Source organism: Allomuricauda sp. ARW1Y1 (assembly GCF_013407935.1).
Classification (GTDB): domain Bacteria; phylum Bacteroidota; class Bacteroidia; order Flavobacteriales; family Flavobacteriaceae; genus Flagellimonas.
The window spans coordinates 462625-477956 of the sequence record NZ_JACBZU010000001.1; the positions used below are offsets into that span (position 1 = coordinate 462625).

Sequence of the window (15332 nt, forward strand, 5' to 3'; positions counted from 1 at the left end):
ACTTTAAGGATAGATTTTGTTTATTTATCTTTTTTGAGGTCGATTAACATCACAAAAAGTTAATGATTGCCTTTCCGAAAGCTTTCCTATTTTTGCGCATCGATAAAAAGTAAATAATGAAAAAATTAGTAGTGCTTGCGATTGCCGTGACGGCCATGGCATGTCAGCAAAACAAAATCGGCTATGTGGACAGTGTAAAGATCATGGACGATTATCAAGAGAAAATAGATGTAGAAGCGAGGTTTAAGACCAAAGCTGATGCCATGGGCAGAAAAAGGGACAGTATTTCCCAAGCCTTTCAAATGGAACTGCAGCAGTTCCAGAGCAAAGCTCAGAGCATGTCACAGCAAAGCGCACAGGAAGAATATGCCCAATTACAACAACGTGGCCAACAAATTGGTCAGCGTCTTCAACAAGAAGAGCAACAGTTACAGCAGAATAGCCAGACCCAAATGGATAGTTTGGTGAAAAAGGTGAAAAAGGAAATCCGTGCTTATGGAAAAGCAAACGGATATACCTACATCCTTGGTGGAGGTGAAGGAGGTTCTGTAATATATGGCGACGATGCCAATGATGTGACGAACGAGATATTGAAGATATTGAACGATAAGTACGAAAACTAGTACTGTATCCACACAAATAAAAGAGACCCTCTAAAAAGCTTTACTATTGGAACGTTGTCAGGTTGAGCGCAGTCGAAACCTATTGACGTCCAACGCGTCTTAAGTTCTCGACTGCCTGTCTGCCGCAGGCAGGCGCTCGAAATGACATACAAATTGCTTTTTAGAGGGCCTCTTTTTTGTTTAAGGAGTTGTCAGGATAAGACAGCCCTTATTTCATGTTATTGAAAATCAATTTCTGGAAGCAGCTATGATTTAATTTCGATATTTAATTGTCTACCTTCCACTTCCGCTTTTTTGTCCATTCGGGCACCCATTGCCAGCCCGATGAACATCCCCACCGGCAGTCCGAGGCCTAATAATCCCATATTGCCCAAGCTAAGACCGAGCGCCGTTCCCATTGGGAGCCCAAAAACGGTCATGCCCAAAACAAACCATGTTTTTCGGTAATAATTAATGGGCACTATTTTCAGTTTTTCCGCTAAAAGACCAACAATCTTGGATTGTGTCTTTTGGATTTCAGACTTTAATGCCTTGTCGGTATCCGAGACTTGGTTCAATGTATCAATGCGATTATTGATGACCGTTACCAAATCACTTGGCAATTTCCTTTTCCGTATCTCCAAGATGAGATGCTGGAATTGGTCGTAATATCTTTGTGTTTTTTCGGGAAGCTGTGTTCTTTGTTTAGGTGCAGCAATCATGATTGAAAAGCGTTTGTCATTGCATCAAATACACCAAGAAAACGGTGGGGATAAGGTAAACCACTATGGTTTTGGCTCCCTCATAATCCATAGCAACTCGCTGCCCCAGCAACAACATCAACAACGTAACTGCGGAGGATATCGCACCGTAAAAGCCGATGGTACTTTCGCCATCAATGGCAAATTGAAAAATTCCGACCCCGCAAAGAATCCCGGATAACATCTCCATCACCAAGATAATGGCAAGCAGCAGAGGCACCGAGCCCTTAAAAAGAGATTTGGAAAAATGCCCTGTAAGCCAGCTTAGATTACCTTTCCAATGGAGCAGTTTATCGATGCCGCTCTGCAAAAAAACAATGGTCAAAAAAATCAGCAATAGGATTTCCGTGATGTTTGAAATTATATGGTTCATACGCTGTTTGGTTTAAGCGGCCTTGACGTGCAATAGCCGTGTCAGTTTAATGGACAAGTCCGTGAAAATCAATTTGGAATTACCATTCCGTTCCACGTGGAAAATGGCTTCTTCCAACTCTTTCACAATATCCAAAATATTGTTTTCATGTACAAAGGGAGCAAACTTGTTCAAATCAAAACCTTCCATATGCACTTTGGTGTAGACCAATTCCTTGGCCTTGTAGTTGAGAAGAAGTGCCTGCCGCATCATGGTGAGGCAATAGTTAAGGAATTTTTTTTGGACCTCGCGCCCGGTCTTGGAAACCTCATCGCTCCATAAAATCAGCTCCTGAATGGCACCTTTATTTCCTTTGGCTTTAAAGGCGCTCCGCACCCATTGAACAAACCATCGTTCAAAGACCAAGTCCTCCGAATCCTTGTTGAGCAGGTCCAACGCCTTGTTAAAATTGCCATTGGCTTCCAAGGCAATGGTAAGCGCCTCCGTTTGCGCAACGCCCCTGGCCAAAAGTTCGTCGGTAATCACTTGTTCCGCCAAAGGGGGAAAGTTCAGGATCTGGCAACGAGAACGTATGGTGTTGATAATCTGTTCTTCATCTTCGGCCAATAAGAGCAACACCGTTTTATTGGGAGGTTCTTCGATCAATTTCAAGAGCTTGTTGGCTGCTGAAACGTTCATCTTTTCGGCCATCCAAACAATGAGTACCTTATAACCGCCTTCGTAGGACTTCAAGGATAATTTTTTCACCATATCCTGTGCTTCGTCCACCCCAATCTGGCCCTGCTTTTTTTCAATACCTATAAGCCGGTACCAATCGAACAAATTACCATAAGGCTGCTCCGAAACAAACATCCGCCATTCTTCCAAATAATGGTCACTTACCGCATGCGACTTAACTTTGTCCGAATTGGAAACGGGAAAAGCAAAATGAAGGTCAGGATGCGTCAGCGAATTACATTTGGTATTGCACACCGTGTTTTCACCTTCGTTTTCCCCTCCAGTGTTTCCACAGAGAAGGTACTGCGCATAGGCAATGGCCATGGGCAACACCCCAGAGCCTTCTGGGCCCACAAATAACTGGGCGTGGGCCACCCTTCCGGTTTCCGCCGTGGTCACCAAATGACTTTTGATGTGTTCGAGCCCTAAAATGTGTTTAAAAAGCATGTCTCAAAGATACATTTTTTAACCGCTGAAGTTTCCCATGTGCTCCATTGGGACGCTTCTGGATGTAACATATAGTAACAAAAAGGTTAAAATCACCTTAACTTTTAAATATCGGGTCGCTGCGACAGCGGAAAAAGCAGGAAATCTTTACATTTGAAATTCTCAAAAAAGAACACAAAGATGAAAACGATAGACGATTTTAATTTCGAAGGCAAAAAAGCACTGATCAGGGTTGATTTTAATGTACCGTTGGATGGTGACTTCAAGGTAACCGACACCAGCCGAATCGAAGCAGCCAAGCCAACCATACTAAAGGTCTTGGAAGATGGCGGTTCTGCTGTACTGATGAGCCATTTGGGCAGGCCAAAGGGCAAGGCCAATCCAGATATGTCCCTTTCTCATATCGTCGATACAGTATCCGACATTATCGGGGTGCAGGTGAAATTTGCTGAAGATTCCGTTGGAGCAAAAGCAGATGATGCCGTGGCCAGTTTAAAGAACGGAGAGGTGCTACTGTTGGAAAATCTTCGTTTTCATTCTGAAGAGGAAGCAGGCGATGAGTCCTTTGCAGAAGCACTGTCCAAACACGGGGACATTTATGTGAACGATGCCTTTGGAACAGCGCACAGGGCGCACGCCTCTACGACCATCGTGGCCCAGTTTTTCCAAGAAAACAAATGCTTTGGCTACTTATTGGCCAAGGAAATCAAGGCCATTGACAAGGTTATGGAAACTGGCGAAAAACCTGTGACCGCTATTTTGGGCGGGGCAAAGGTGTCTTCCAAGATTACCATCATTGAGAATATATTGGATAAGGTTGATAACCTGATCATCGGCGGCGGGATGACCTACACCTTTGTAAAAGCCAAAGGGGGAAAAGTGGGTGATTCCATCTGCGAAGATGATAAAATGGAACTGGCATTGGATATCCTAAAACAGGCCGAAGCCAAAAATGTAAGCGTGTACTTGCCAGTCGACGTACTCGCCGCCAACGATTTTGACAACAGTGCCGAGACCCAGTTTGTCGACGTGGATAAAATTCCCGATGGCTGGCAAGGACTGGATGCAGGACCAAAAACCTTGGAAATCTTTAAACAAGTGATTCTGGCCTCTAAGACCATATTATGGAATGGACCCGTAGGCGTTTTTGAAATGGAAAACTTCGCCAAAGGAACCATTGCCCTGGGCAACTATATTGATGAAGCCACACAGGGCGGGGCATTTTCCCTTGTTGGCGGCGGGGATTCCGTTGCTGCCGTGAAGCAGTTTGGTTTCGAGGATAAAGTAAGCTATGTATCTACAGGAGGAGGAGCCATGTTGGAGAGTTTGGAAGGAAAAACCCTTCCGGGCATCGCTGCAATATTGAGCTAAGTTACACGTTGTGAGTTATTAGGGGAAAACGTTAAAAGACGGCAAATTTTGGTTGTGCACTTTAGTATGTCAGAAAAAAAAGCCAATTTAGTTAGCCCCAAAAAAATCAAACCGTTTCCAAATGAACCAAAGATTGAAAATAGCTGTATTTGCGGCCATGTTGTCCGTAGCGCCTTATTTGAGTGCGCAACAGGATGGTAAGCAAGAGGAGGAGAAGGATTCCATAATGCTTCAAGAAGAGGAAGAAGGGGTTGTTGCTGTATCCAACATTAAGATTGACGGGCAGCTCATGGCCTTGGAAACCCACGAAGATGGTAAGTTTAAGCTACGGGACCTTGAAGAGGCTTGGCGATACGACAGCCTTTGGCTGAACGAACTCCATAGCAATGCCGAGCTGTTCAGCGATATGCTTTTGGAGGTTCAAAACGGGCCGGGGCAAGATTCCATTTTTGTAGTGGACCTGCCAACCGATACCCTCAAGGCCAGATTGGCCAGAATGAACGAGAAAACACCGTTCAACATTACATATAATTCTTCTTTGGAAAGCGTTATCAAATCGTTTTTGACGCGCAGAAGGGATTTGATGCAACGGATGATGACGGCCAGCCAATTTTACTTTCCCTTGTTCGAGCAGGAACTGGACAATCAAAACATCCCATTGGAAATTAAATATTTGGCAATTGTTGAATCTGCCCTTAATCCAAAAGCCATGTCCAGAGTGGGAGCAAAGGGATTGTGGCAGTTTATGTACAGCACCGGAAAAATGTACGGTTTGGATGTAAGCAGTTATGTAGACGAGAGGCACGACCCGATTATGGCTACCAAAGCGGCCAGCAAATATCTAAGCAGATTGTATGATATTTTCGGAGATTGGGATTTGGCTTTGGCAGCCTATAATTCCGGACCCGGAAATGTGAACAAAGCCATCCGACGTTCGGGCGGTTACGAGAATTATTGGAACATTAGACCATTTCTTCCACGTGAAACAGCAGGATATCTTCCAGCGTTTTTGGCGACCATGTACATTTTTGAGTATGCCGAAGAGCATGGCCTGCAATACAAAAAGGCGGAGCGACCCTATTTTGAAACGGATACCATCCATGTCAAAAACTTGATCACTTTTGACCAAATCTCCAAATTGGTCGATATCAGTACAGAAGAATTGGAAATGTTGAACCCGGCCTACAAGCTCAACATCATACCCAAAGTGGAAGGGAAGAATTACGCCTTGCGACTGCCCACATCCAAAATTGGAAAGTTTGTGGCCAACGAGGAGGAAATTTATGCCTTCGTTAAAAAGGAACTGGACTCTTTGGAGAAGCCGTTACCGAGCATGATTACCGCACAGGACCAGATCAGATATCGCGTAAAAAGTGGTGATTATTTGGGCAAAATTGCAGAACGCTACGGGGTTGGAGTCAGCCAGATCAAACGGTGGAACGGTCTTAGAAGCAACAATTTGAGAGTAGGGCAGCGCTTGACCATCTTCCCGAGAAAACCCTATGTGGCCGAAACAAGCTCCAAGAGCAGTGCGTCCAAGTCTTCAAACACCGTTGCCAACGGGGCCAAGGTCCATACGGTGCAGTCTGGAGATTCACTTTGGACGATTTCCAAAAAATATCCAGGAGTTACCATAGAAAATTTACGGGAATGGAACGGTATTAGTGGTAATAACCTAAAACCGGGCACAAAACTTAAATTGTGTGATTGTTCTTCGTAAATTTAACACAAGATGAAAAAATTAGGAACACTACTGCTTGCCATCTCATTGGTGGCATTATCAGCCTGTAAGAACTCAGGCTCCAAAGAAAAATTTTTACCACCCTCTACCGGGGGAATCAACTCGCTGATGGTCATCATGGACACCGAGCTCTGGAGAGGGCCGGTCGGGGAAAAGATACGGGACGAATTTGCGGCACAGATTATCGGGTTGCCCCAAATAGAGCCATTGTTTACGCTCACCCAAGTGCCTCCAAAGGTTTTTAAGGGAACTACCACACATGCGAGATCCATTCTCTATGTGGAGCAGGATTCCACCTCTTTGGCCCATATTAAGGACGACGCCTATGCAAAGCCCCAAAAGGTAGCGGTGGTCACCGGCCCTACCGAAGAGGTCATGATCAGGAATTTGGATTCCCTGGCCGACAGAGCGATAAAGGAGTTCAAATCCAACGAAATTGCCGAGGCCCAGCGAAGGTTTGAGCGTTCCTTGAGTAAAGATGAGGCATTGGAAGAGGAGTTTGGCATAAAACTAAACGTGCCATCGTTGTATAAGGTTGGCAAAAGAGAAGATAATTTTGTGTGGATGGACATTCAGATTCCGAAGGGCACCATGAATGTAATTGCTTATGAAATGCCTTGGGATTACTTCAGTAACGATTCCACTTTTGTGGACGACATCGTTCGGATGAGGGATTCCATTGGCGAAAAATATATTCCAGGCCCGTACGAAAATACCTTTATGATTACCGAAAAGGCCTTTTCGCCCTATGTGTTTCCTGCGGAGATTGGCGGCAAAAAAGCGGCCGAGGTGAAAGGGGTTTGGGAAATAAGCGGTTATCCGATGGCGGGACCGTTTTTGACCTATATCATAAATGACAAGGAAAATGACAGAAAAATGGTCATCGAAGGGTTTACCTTTGCACCATCCGAAGCCAAAAGGGACTACATGTTCGAACTGGAGGCCATTTTAAAGACCATTGAGTTTTTACCATCAAAAGACACGTCCGATTAGATAACTAACAATAGGAAAAAACAAAAAGCCCCGAACCAATGGTTCGGGGCTTTTTTTTATGATGGATATGATTTAGTCAAATGCAAAGCCAGTGGCAATTCGATATACGAAGGCATAAAGTACCACAAAGAACATCACGAAACTAAACCAGGCGAATATCTTGAAATATTTCTCCACCAAAAAGTGGCCCAAGTTTCGGAAGCCTTCAATATATATTTCCTTAACGAGTAGTAATTTTTTCATAAGTATGTTTTTTAAGATTTAAGCTGAGACAAAGTTTTGTTTTTAAAGGGTGGATGAAAAAACTAAAGGGCAAAAAGTTGTTTTTGAACGACGAAAACCATACTCTTAAGTCGCTAATCCTTAAAGGAATGGGTTTGATCGACAAACTACATATTGCTGCCGATCGATGGAAGGCATGGATGACCGATAAACGGCACCTAGAGTGCGAAAATCAACTTGAAAATAGACATAAAAGGAGTCGTAGGAGCGATTATTCGGAAATCAGTATGAATTCCGACCTCCTGTTCAAACGGTGTTGTGTGGGAGAGCAGGGAACCCCATCGGAACAGGGGTTGAGCAACCTTTCTTCACCATATCCTACGGCACTTATAATTCTGGACGGGTCCACGCCTTGGGATACGATGTATTGTTTGGTAGATTTTGCCCTTCGGTCCGATAGAAGCCTGTTGTAGGCCGCAGGGCCTCTTGCGTCGGTATGGGAAGCTATCTTTAGGGAGAGACCTTCGTTTTCTTTGAGCACTGCAACCAGTTTATCCAGCTCTTCCGCTGAACGTGCAGTAATTTCCGAACTGTCAAATTCAAAATAAACATTGTTGGGTTCAAACATCTCCACAACGGTACTGGGCTCTGTTCGTTTCAATTGGCGCAAGTATTGCGAAACGGAAACACCTTCGTTTTCCTTGGTGCGTACTTGTAAACTATCGTTGATATAGCCCTCTTTTTGGGCCACCACGGTATAATCTGCATTGGAACTTAAGTTTTTAAAGCTATAACCGCCTGCGGTATCGGCCATGGTTTCAAAAAGCAGGGCGCCAGTAGCACTAAACAATGCAATATGTGCCCGCTCAAGAGCCTCCTCGGTCTCCGCTTCTGCAACAAAGCCCGTGATGGCGTTGAGGTTGGCTTCAAGAACAAAGGAATAAATGTCGTCGTCGCCCTTCCCTCCTTTTCTGTTGGAAGCAAAATATCCTTTTTCCCCGGCAGCATCAATAATATAGGAGAAATCATCCCTACTACTGTTAATGGGTTTGCCCAAATTGACCCCAATGCTAAACATATCGTCCACGCCCTCTGACTTATATATGTCTAGCCCTCCAAAGCCCATGGGCCTATTGGAGGAAAAATAAAGGGTGTTTTCGGTGACGTACGGGAACATTTCCTTTGCCGCGGTGTTGATGGTCCTACCCAAGTTTTTGGGCTCTGAAAAGCCGCCATCGGGATAGATGTTCACCACATAAATATCCGTTTCGCCAAAACCGCCAGGTCTATCGGAAACGAAATACATTTTAGTACCATCTGGACTAACGGTGGGGTGCCCAGTGGAATAGTCTTCGCTGTTAAACGGTAGCTCTTCGGCCTTGGACCACTCCCCGTTCACCAATCGGGAGCGATAAATCTTTAAGTGATTGATACCATTTTTCCCTCGCTTCAATCTTTTTCCGTAGTTGTTTCGTGTGAAATAAATGGTTTCGTTATCGGGAGAAAAGGCCATTGAAGCCTCATGGTATTTACTGTTGATGCTTTTGGAGAATTTCTTGGGTTGTGTCAGGTCTCCTTCATCATTCTTTCGCTTGGCCTCGTAAATATCCAAAAAGGGCTGGTTGGTCCATTTGTACCGGCGTGTGATAAAAATGGATGAATCTTTGGCAGAGGAGTAAACAATACCGTTGCCGTGGAACATGGGAGAAAAATCCGAATAGGGAGAGTTTATCCCCAAATTCTTGATTTTGACCGTGTAGGCATCCTCCCAATTGGAGTCGTTTTGTTTTTGGAGTTCCTTTAAGGGCTCTTCCCTCTTTTGGCGTAAAATCTTGGTGATTGCCGCCGCTCTTCGGTATTTGCCAGTTCCCTTTAAGGTTTGGGTGTATTTGAAAACAGTTTCGTCGGACACATCATCGGAAAACAATTGATAAAGTTCATTGTACCATTTGTAGGCCTTCTCAAGGTTCCCGATAAAATAATGAGAGTCACCGGCCTTTGATAGTAGGGATGAGGTGTGTTTTGCGTCCGTTTTTTCAAGTACCATATCATAAATGCGCGCCGACTCGGCATACCACATTTTGTCGTAGTACTCGTTAGCCTTTTCGATAAGTTTATCTGCAACACCACCCTTGCGAAGGTATTTGGCCAGCTTTTTGTCGCTTAGGCCATCTACGTGTTTCACAACATCTGCATTGTTGGCGTTAGATTCACTAATGCTGTTTGTATACAAAGGAATAGCTGCATCATTTGAAGACACAGCAAGGTCTTGGGCATATATTCCCAAACAACCGAGAAAGAAAAATAGCAAGGTCAGTTTTTTCATTACCACTCCATCTGCACAAATGAACGGTTGGGTCCATTTGGAGGTTAAGCATTGTGAGGGCTTAACAGTTTAGTTGAACCGCTAAAATAGGATATGGTAAGTGGGGTATTAAGTTTTTGTTGTGAAAGGTTGAATTTGCGACGTTGAATGCCTAAAAAATGTTGTTGTTGGTCGATGAACCATTAAAAAACAATAGGGTTCAAGGCTTAAATACTAAACTGTTTTAGGACTTGGATTCTTTGCTTTCGCCTTCCAACTTATCGTCTTCCTTGGTAGCGTCCTTGAATTCTTTAATCCCACTTCCCAAGCCTCTCATCAACTCTGGAATCTTTCTGCCTCCAAAAAGCAAAACCACCACGGCAACGATCAATACAATCTGCCAAGGGCCTAACATACCAAGAAATATTGTTTGAGCAATCATATCTACAAAAGCTTTAATTTAGAAATGTAAAAGTACTAAAAAGATGCGGAAGAGTGTGATCGATTAACTAAAATTAGCATTTGGGAATGATTTTTAGGAACTTAAGCAACCTAGCTTTTTAAAAAGCTTAACATCCATATTAAATTGTAAGACTATCTTTGTTGATTATGGCAAAGGACAAAAAGAAAAGAAAAGAGATCAGGCGTAAGCTGCTGCACAAGTACCGGTTGGTGATCTTGAATGAAAGCACCTTTGAGGAAAAGATATCCTTTAAGCTGAACCGGTTGAACGTTTTTGTGACCGGCACCCTTTTCATTATTGTACTGATTGGAGTCACCACATTGATCATTGCCTTTACCCCACTACGAGAATACATTCCAGGTTACTCATCCACCAAATTGAAGCGACAGGCCACGGAGCTTACCTATAAAACGGACTCTTTGGTCACTGTGCTCAATTATACCAACAGGTATTTGGATAACGTTCGGAAAGTATTACGAGGGGATATCGAAAACAATCAGACTAACCGAGACTCCCTTTTTGAACAATATAAGTTAGATCCAGCATCGGTAGATCTCACCCCAATACGGGAAGATCTGCTCTTAAGGGAAGAGGTGGAACTGGAAGACAAATACAATCTTTTTGAGCGAGACATCGAGAACTTGGGTACGCTTTTCTTTTCGCCGGTCAATGGCACCCTGTCCCAAGGGTTTGATCAAAAGACAAAGCATTATGCAGTGGATTTAGTGGCACCTAGGGACACTCCTGTCAAGGCAATCGCCGACGGTACCGTATTGTTTGCAGAGTGGACCACCGAAACAGGATATGTCATTATCATTGAGCACCAAGAAGGAATTACCTCCGTTTACAAACACAATGGCTCTTTGAGCAAGTCCCAAGGAGATTTAGTAAGAGCTGGAGAAGTGATTGCATCCATCGGAAATACGGGGGAACTCACCACAGGCCCACATCTTCACTTTGAACTCTGGAGAAAAGGCAAACCGGTAGATCCACAGAACTATATTGATTTTAACTAATGTCCTTAAAAGCATTTGCAGCCAAAATATTTGCCAACCGGATAGCGAAAAAGACGAACAAGTGGGTAAACCGCCCGGTGCACACCCAGCAGAAAGTCTTTAATGAATTGGTGGCCAAGGGAAAACAGACCCTTTTTGGCAAGGACCATCACTTTGATTCCATCAATTCACATCAGGACTTTGTGGAACGCGTCCCGATCAGGGATTACGAAGACCTGAAAGGGTATGTTCAACAGATCATAGATGGCAAGACAGATGTGCTTTGGCCGGGTAAGCCCATTTATTTTGCCAAAACATCTGGCACCACCTCCGGAGCCAAATACATTCCCATCACCAAACCGTCCATTAAGAATCAAGTAGAAGCCTCAAGGAATGCCATTTTGAATTATATCCATGAAACAGGGAACGCCGATTTTGTGGATGGGAGGATGATTTTTTTGCAGGGAAGTCCAGAGTTGGAGGAAAAAAACGGTATCAAATTGGGACGTCTTTCGGGCATCTCGGCCCATTATGTGCCCAACTACCTTCAAAAAAACCGATTGCCCAGCTGGGAAACCAATTGTATCGAAGATTGGGAGACCAAAGTGGAAAAAATTGTTGAGGAGACCCAAAACGAGAATATGACTGTAATCGCAGGCATTCCCTCTTGGGTACAGATGTATTTTGAAAAGCTGAACTCCAAGACGGGAAAAAAAGTAGGGGAGCTTTTTAAGGAATTCCAACTTTTTATTTATGGCGGGGTGAATTACGAGCCTTACCGGGCCAAGTTTGAAAACTTGATTGGAAGAAAAGTAGACAGTATCGAACTCTTTCCCGCAAGCGAAGGATTTTTTGCCTATCAAAATTCCCAAAAGGAAAAAGGGATGCTCTTGTTGCTCGATGCGGGTATTTTTTATGAGTTTGTAAGAGCCGACGAATTTTTTGATGAACAGCCCAAGAGACTGACCATTGCGGATGTGGAATTGGATGTGGATTATGCCATGGTGATTTCTACCAATGCAGGGCTATGGGCCTACAATCTGGGGGATACCGTTCGGTTTATTTCAAAAGACCCCTATAAAATTGTGGTTTCTGGACGTATCAAACACTTTATCTCTGCCTTCGGGGAGCACGTAATCGCCAAGGAAGTGGAAGAAGCCTTGCGGTTGGCCGTGGAGCAGACCGATGCCCTTGTAAATGAATTTACCGTTGCCCCACAAACCGACCCCGAGGAAGGAGAGCTGCCCTATCACGAATGGTTTATCGAATTTGAGAGGGAGCCATCTGACCAAGAAAAGTTTGCTTCCATTATCGAAGAAAGCATGAAACAGCAGAACAGTTATTATTTTGATTTGATTGACGGCCATATTCTTCAACCTTTGAAAATAAGAAGCATCAGCACCAACGGCTTTCAAGATTATATGAAATCCATTGGAAAGCTTGGAGGTCAGAATAAGGTACAGCGGCTTGCGAACGACCGAAAAGTGGCCGATGGACTTCAGCCATTTAAAATTAGTTAAGTTATAAGGGCTTATCTTTCATAGGAATTCACTTATTTTTGCCAGAAGTTATGATGGCAACAGAAGTAAAACAGACCACTAGGGCGCAGGAGTCCACCAACGCAATCGAACGGTTGTACATCACCATGCGCCATTTGCTCAACAGGGGATTCTACAAACCCTCCGGCGTTTCCGGTAATGCTTTGCGGACCGCTTTATTGTTGCTTAGGCCGGAAATTTATGGCACCATTGCCGACGATAAGGCAGAGTTGAACGGTTTGATTTACGTGTTGGAACGACTTCCCGAAGGCATCGAGGAATGTCGCTTCATCAACCTCACCTCCGATGAAGGTTTTGCCAAATCACATCTAAAACCAATTGTTCCTCCCAAACGGAGAAGGAATTGTTATCGTATTGATGACGAGCAGATGAACGTGGAGATTACCCGTGGGAGAAGTGATATTTATGATATTTTGACCCACTTGACCTTCTTGTTCATCGAATCCGGAAAAATATGCAGAAGGGTATTGGTAGACGATGGGACCTCGACCATAAGGGACTGGGACAAGCTTACGGAATTTGTGCTATCGGAAGAAAAGACCTCCGAACAACGTGAGGTGGCATTGATTCACTGCGCCAACATCTTGAGCAGGACCTTTGATGAGGTAGTGGAAATACAAAACAAACTAAAGACCCCGGAAGACCCCGACCGCTTTTTGAACGTTATCCATTGGTTGGGCAAATTGGCCATCGAGGAAGAGACCACGGGCAATAAAAGGACCATTACCTTCAGCCCCTTGTTGCGGGAGCGATTGGGGCACCATATCCATGGTGAAAAATGGGCAGATAGAATCAAGGCCACGCTGAAAAACCATAATCTGCTGCACAGGCCACTTCATATCATCAGTGCCAATATGCACAGTGTGATGAATTCCTTGTTTGCCAAAAAAGCATTGGCAGATGAATTCCCGGATAACGACTCCTTGGAAATTTATAAGGCACTGAGCTCGGATAAAAACAAGTCTCTCAATAAAAAGGTCAAAAACCATGCACTGAGCAATGGTATGATTATGTTGGAGGATGAATCCGGAGCGAATATCGATGTACAGATTTTTGACACGGCCAAGTTCGGAAACGGCAGCTGTTGTTACACACTCCCAAATGATATCGCAAAGGATGAAAAACCCGTTATCTTTGTGATGGACTATGCCTTTGGCGAGCAGGCTTATGAGACCATAGACGAACTTTTAAAGCCAATGGAAGAAGGCCAACAAAAAACATTTTTAAATGTGGATTCAGTTTCCATCATGGGAAAAGCCGGTATTTTGGAAGGGGGCAAGGGAGATATTATGATTCCCTCGGCGCATATTTTTGAAGGAACCGCCGACAATTATCCCTTCGAGAATGAACTGAAAGGTTCCGATTTTGAAGGACATGGATTAAAGGTAACGGAAGGAACTATGGTGACCGTTTTGGGAACATCCTTGCAAAACAGGGATATTCTCCAGTTTTTTCATGAGTCTACATGGAACGTTATCGGCTTGGAGATGGAAGGGGTGCATTACCAAAAGGCGATACAATCGGCATCCCAAATTCGAAAGAGCATTAAAAAGGAGGTTAAGGTAAGATACGCATACTATGCCTCGGACAATCCATTGGAGACAGGGAGCACATTGGCTTCAGGAGGTTTGGGAACAACAGGGGTGAAACCCACGTATTTGATTACGGACAAAATTTTACAACAAATATTCAATTCATAAGGCATGGCAGACCAACCGGTACAACAGAACAATTCGGATGAAATAGATTTGGGACAATTGTTCCAAATGATAGGAAGGGGCTTTCAAAAGTTCTTCAATTTCATCGCAAGTATATTCAAGAGCGTTTTCCACTTGATTATGTTGTTTCTATTATTTGTTCAAAAGAACATCATTGTAATCGGAGCAGCAATAATTATAGGTGGTGTTGGAGGCTTTATTCTGGATAAAATCACACCAGAAAAATATATTTCCCGAATGGTTGTGGAACCCAACTTCAACAGTGTCCAACAATTGTACAACAATATTGCCTTTTACAACGATTTGGCGAAGGCTCAAGATTCAGTTGCACTAGCCACGGCATTGAATATTACCGAACATGAGGCTGCCAGTATCAAAGAAATTTTCACGGATTCCTATTCGGACGAGAACCAGAAGATAAAACTTTTTGACCAATTCATAAAAGAGTTGGACACCACTACAATTAAAGCAATTGACTACGAAAATTATTTGCAGAACTTCAATTCCATGGATGCTAGGTTCCACCAGATATCATTGATTAGCACGGATAATAGAGTGGCCAAAAAAGCGCAACCGGCCATTATCAATTCGATTTCTGTAAACCAGTATTTTAAGTTACAAAAACGTATTAATGATGAAAACCTAGACCTTCAGGAAGAAATATATAGAAATCAGTTGGCCGAAATAGATTCACTACAAAGTTTGTACAGAACAGTTATGGTGAAGGAGGCTGATAAGCCAATGCAGGGTACCAACATCAATTTAGCAGAAACAGGAGAATCAAGGGGCCGAGAACTTGCCCTAGTGCAGGAAAAGGATGTGCTGAAGGAGAAGCTGGTAGAACTGAACGAGGAACGGGCCAACAAATCGACCATTATCAATGTAATTAGCGACTTCCCAACAAGGGGCGTGGAATTAAAGGGAATTTGGAACAGCTATAAATTTAAACTCCCAGCATTGTTGCTAATTTTGGTCCTTGGGGTTTTAGCTTTGCTTGAACTAAACAGATACCTTAAAACGTATAATCAAAAGTAAGGAGCAAAAGTGTTTTTTTGGTCACCAATA

At 43.7% G+C, this 15332-nt stretch carries 14 protein-coding genes; 8 read left to right on the forward strand and 6 right to left on the reverse strand.

Features of this window, described 5'->3' with window-relative positions:
* The first annotated feature begins 116 nt into the window (after positions 1–116).
* Positions 117–623: an OmpH family outer membrane protein gene (locus GGE08_RS02025; protein ID WP_179383239.1), complete on the forward strand. Its 507-nt coding sequence runs from the start codon at positions 117–119 to the stop codon at positions 621–623.
* 245 nt (positions 624–868) lie between these two features.
* On the opposite strand, the gene GGE08_RS02030 is transcribed toward GGE08_RS02025, so the two are convergent.
* From GGE08_RS02030 to GGE08_RS02040, 3 genes are read right to left on the reverse strand one after another with little or no spacing between them, the layout of a single operon-like run.
* The gene (locus GGE08_RS02030; RefSeq protein WP_218847488.1) at positions 869–1324 is read right to left on the reverse strand and encodes a hypothetical protein; all 456 of its coding nucleotides are present in this window, start codon (positions 1322–1324) and stop codon (positions 869–871) included.
* 16 nt (positions 1325–1340) lie between these two features.
* Positions 1341–1736, reverse strand: coding sequence for a DoxX family protein (locus GGE08_RS02035; RefSeq protein WP_179383240.1), 396 nt, complete (start codon positions 1734–1736; stop codon positions 1341–1343).
* Positions 1737–1748: 12 nt separating this feature from the next.
* A complete protein-coding gene (locus GGE08_RS02040) occupies positions 1749–2900 on the reverse strand; it encodes an ATP-binding protein (protein WP_179383241.1) in 1152 nt (383 codons plus the stop codon).
* Positions 2901–3080: 180 nt separating this feature from the next.
* Between GGE08_RS02040 and GGE08_RS02045 the strand changes: the two genes are divergently transcribed.
* The 3 genes from GGE08_RS02045 (at position 3081) to GGE08_RS02055 (ending at position 7005) form a co-directional block, all read left to right on the forward strand.
* On the forward strand, positions 3081–4271 hold the full coding sequence (locus GGE08_RS02045) for a phosphoglycerate kinase (protein ID WP_179383242.1): 1191 nt from the start codon (positions 3081–3083) through the stop codon (positions 4269–4271).
* A 121-nt stretch (positions 4272–4392) separates the two neighbouring features.
* Positions 4393–5991 (forward strand): lytic transglycosylase domain-containing protein, encoded by a 1599-nt coding sequence (locus tag GGE08_RS02050; protein ID WP_179383243.1) that lies wholly within the window; start codon positions 4393–4395, stop codon positions 5989–5991.
* Positions 5992–6003: 12 nt separating this feature from the next.
* The gene (locus tag GGE08_RS02055) at positions 6004–7005 is read left to right on the forward strand and encodes a DUF4837 family protein (RefSeq protein WP_179383244.1); all 1002 of its coding nucleotides are present in this window, start codon (positions 6004–6006) and stop codon (positions 7003–7005) included.
* A 72-nt stretch (positions 7006–7077) separates the two neighbouring features.
* Here the strand turns inward: GGE08_RS02055 and GGE08_RS02060 are convergent, their stop codons facing one another.
* The 3 genes from GGE08_RS02060 to tatA all read right to left on the reverse strand — a co-directional run bounded on the left by GGE08_RS02060 (position 7078) and on the right by tatA (position 9974).
* On the reverse strand, positions 7078–7248 hold the full coding sequence (locus tag GGE08_RS02060; protein ID WP_164732874.1) for a DUF6747 family protein: 171 nt from the start codon (positions 7246–7248) through the stop codon (positions 7078–7080).
* A gap of 250 nt (positions 7249–7498) precedes the next feature.
* Positions 7499–9553 (reverse strand): OmpA family protein, encoded by a 2055-nt coding sequence (locus GGE08_RS02065; protein WP_179383245.1) that lies wholly within the window; start codon positions 9551–9553, stop codon positions 7499–7501.
* 223 nt (positions 9554–9776) lie between these two features.
* Positions 9777–9974, reverse strand: coding sequence for a twin-arginine translocase TatA/TatE family subunit (gene tatA / locus GGE08_RS02070; protein WP_179383246.1), 198 nt, complete (start codon positions 9972–9974; stop codon positions 9777–9779).
* A 167-nt stretch (positions 9975–10141) separates the two neighbouring features.
* Here tatA and GGE08_RS02075 point away from each other — a divergent pair, with 167 nt between their 5' ends.
* From GGE08_RS02075 to GGE08_RS02090, 4 genes are read left to right on the forward strand one after another with little or no spacing between them, the layout of a single operon-like run.
* Positions 10142–11011 (forward strand): M23 family metallopeptidase, encoded by an 870-nt coding sequence (locus tag GGE08_RS02075; RefSeq protein WP_179383247.1) that lies wholly within the window; start codon positions 10142–10144, stop codon positions 11009–11011.
* Entirely contained in the window at positions 11011–12510 is a 1500-nt protein-coding gene (locus GGE08_RS02080; RefSeq protein ID WP_179383248.1) for a GH3 auxin-responsive promoter family protein, read from the forward strand. Before GGE08_RS02075 ends, GGE08_RS02080 begins: the two co-directional genes overlap by 1 nt.
* Positions 12511–12560: 50 nt before the next feature.
* The gene (locus tag GGE08_RS02085) at positions 12561–14249 is read left to right on the forward strand and encodes a DUF6909 family protein (RefSeq protein WP_179383249.1); all 1689 of its coding nucleotides are present in this window, start codon (positions 12561–12563) and stop codon (positions 14247–14249) included.
* Positions 14250–14252: 3 nt separating this feature from the next.
* Positions 14253–15302, forward strand: coding sequence for a hypothetical protein (locus GGE08_RS02090; protein WP_179383250.1), 1050 nt, complete (start codon positions 14253–14255; stop codon positions 15300–15302).
* Positions 15303–15332 lie beyond the last annotated feature (30 nt).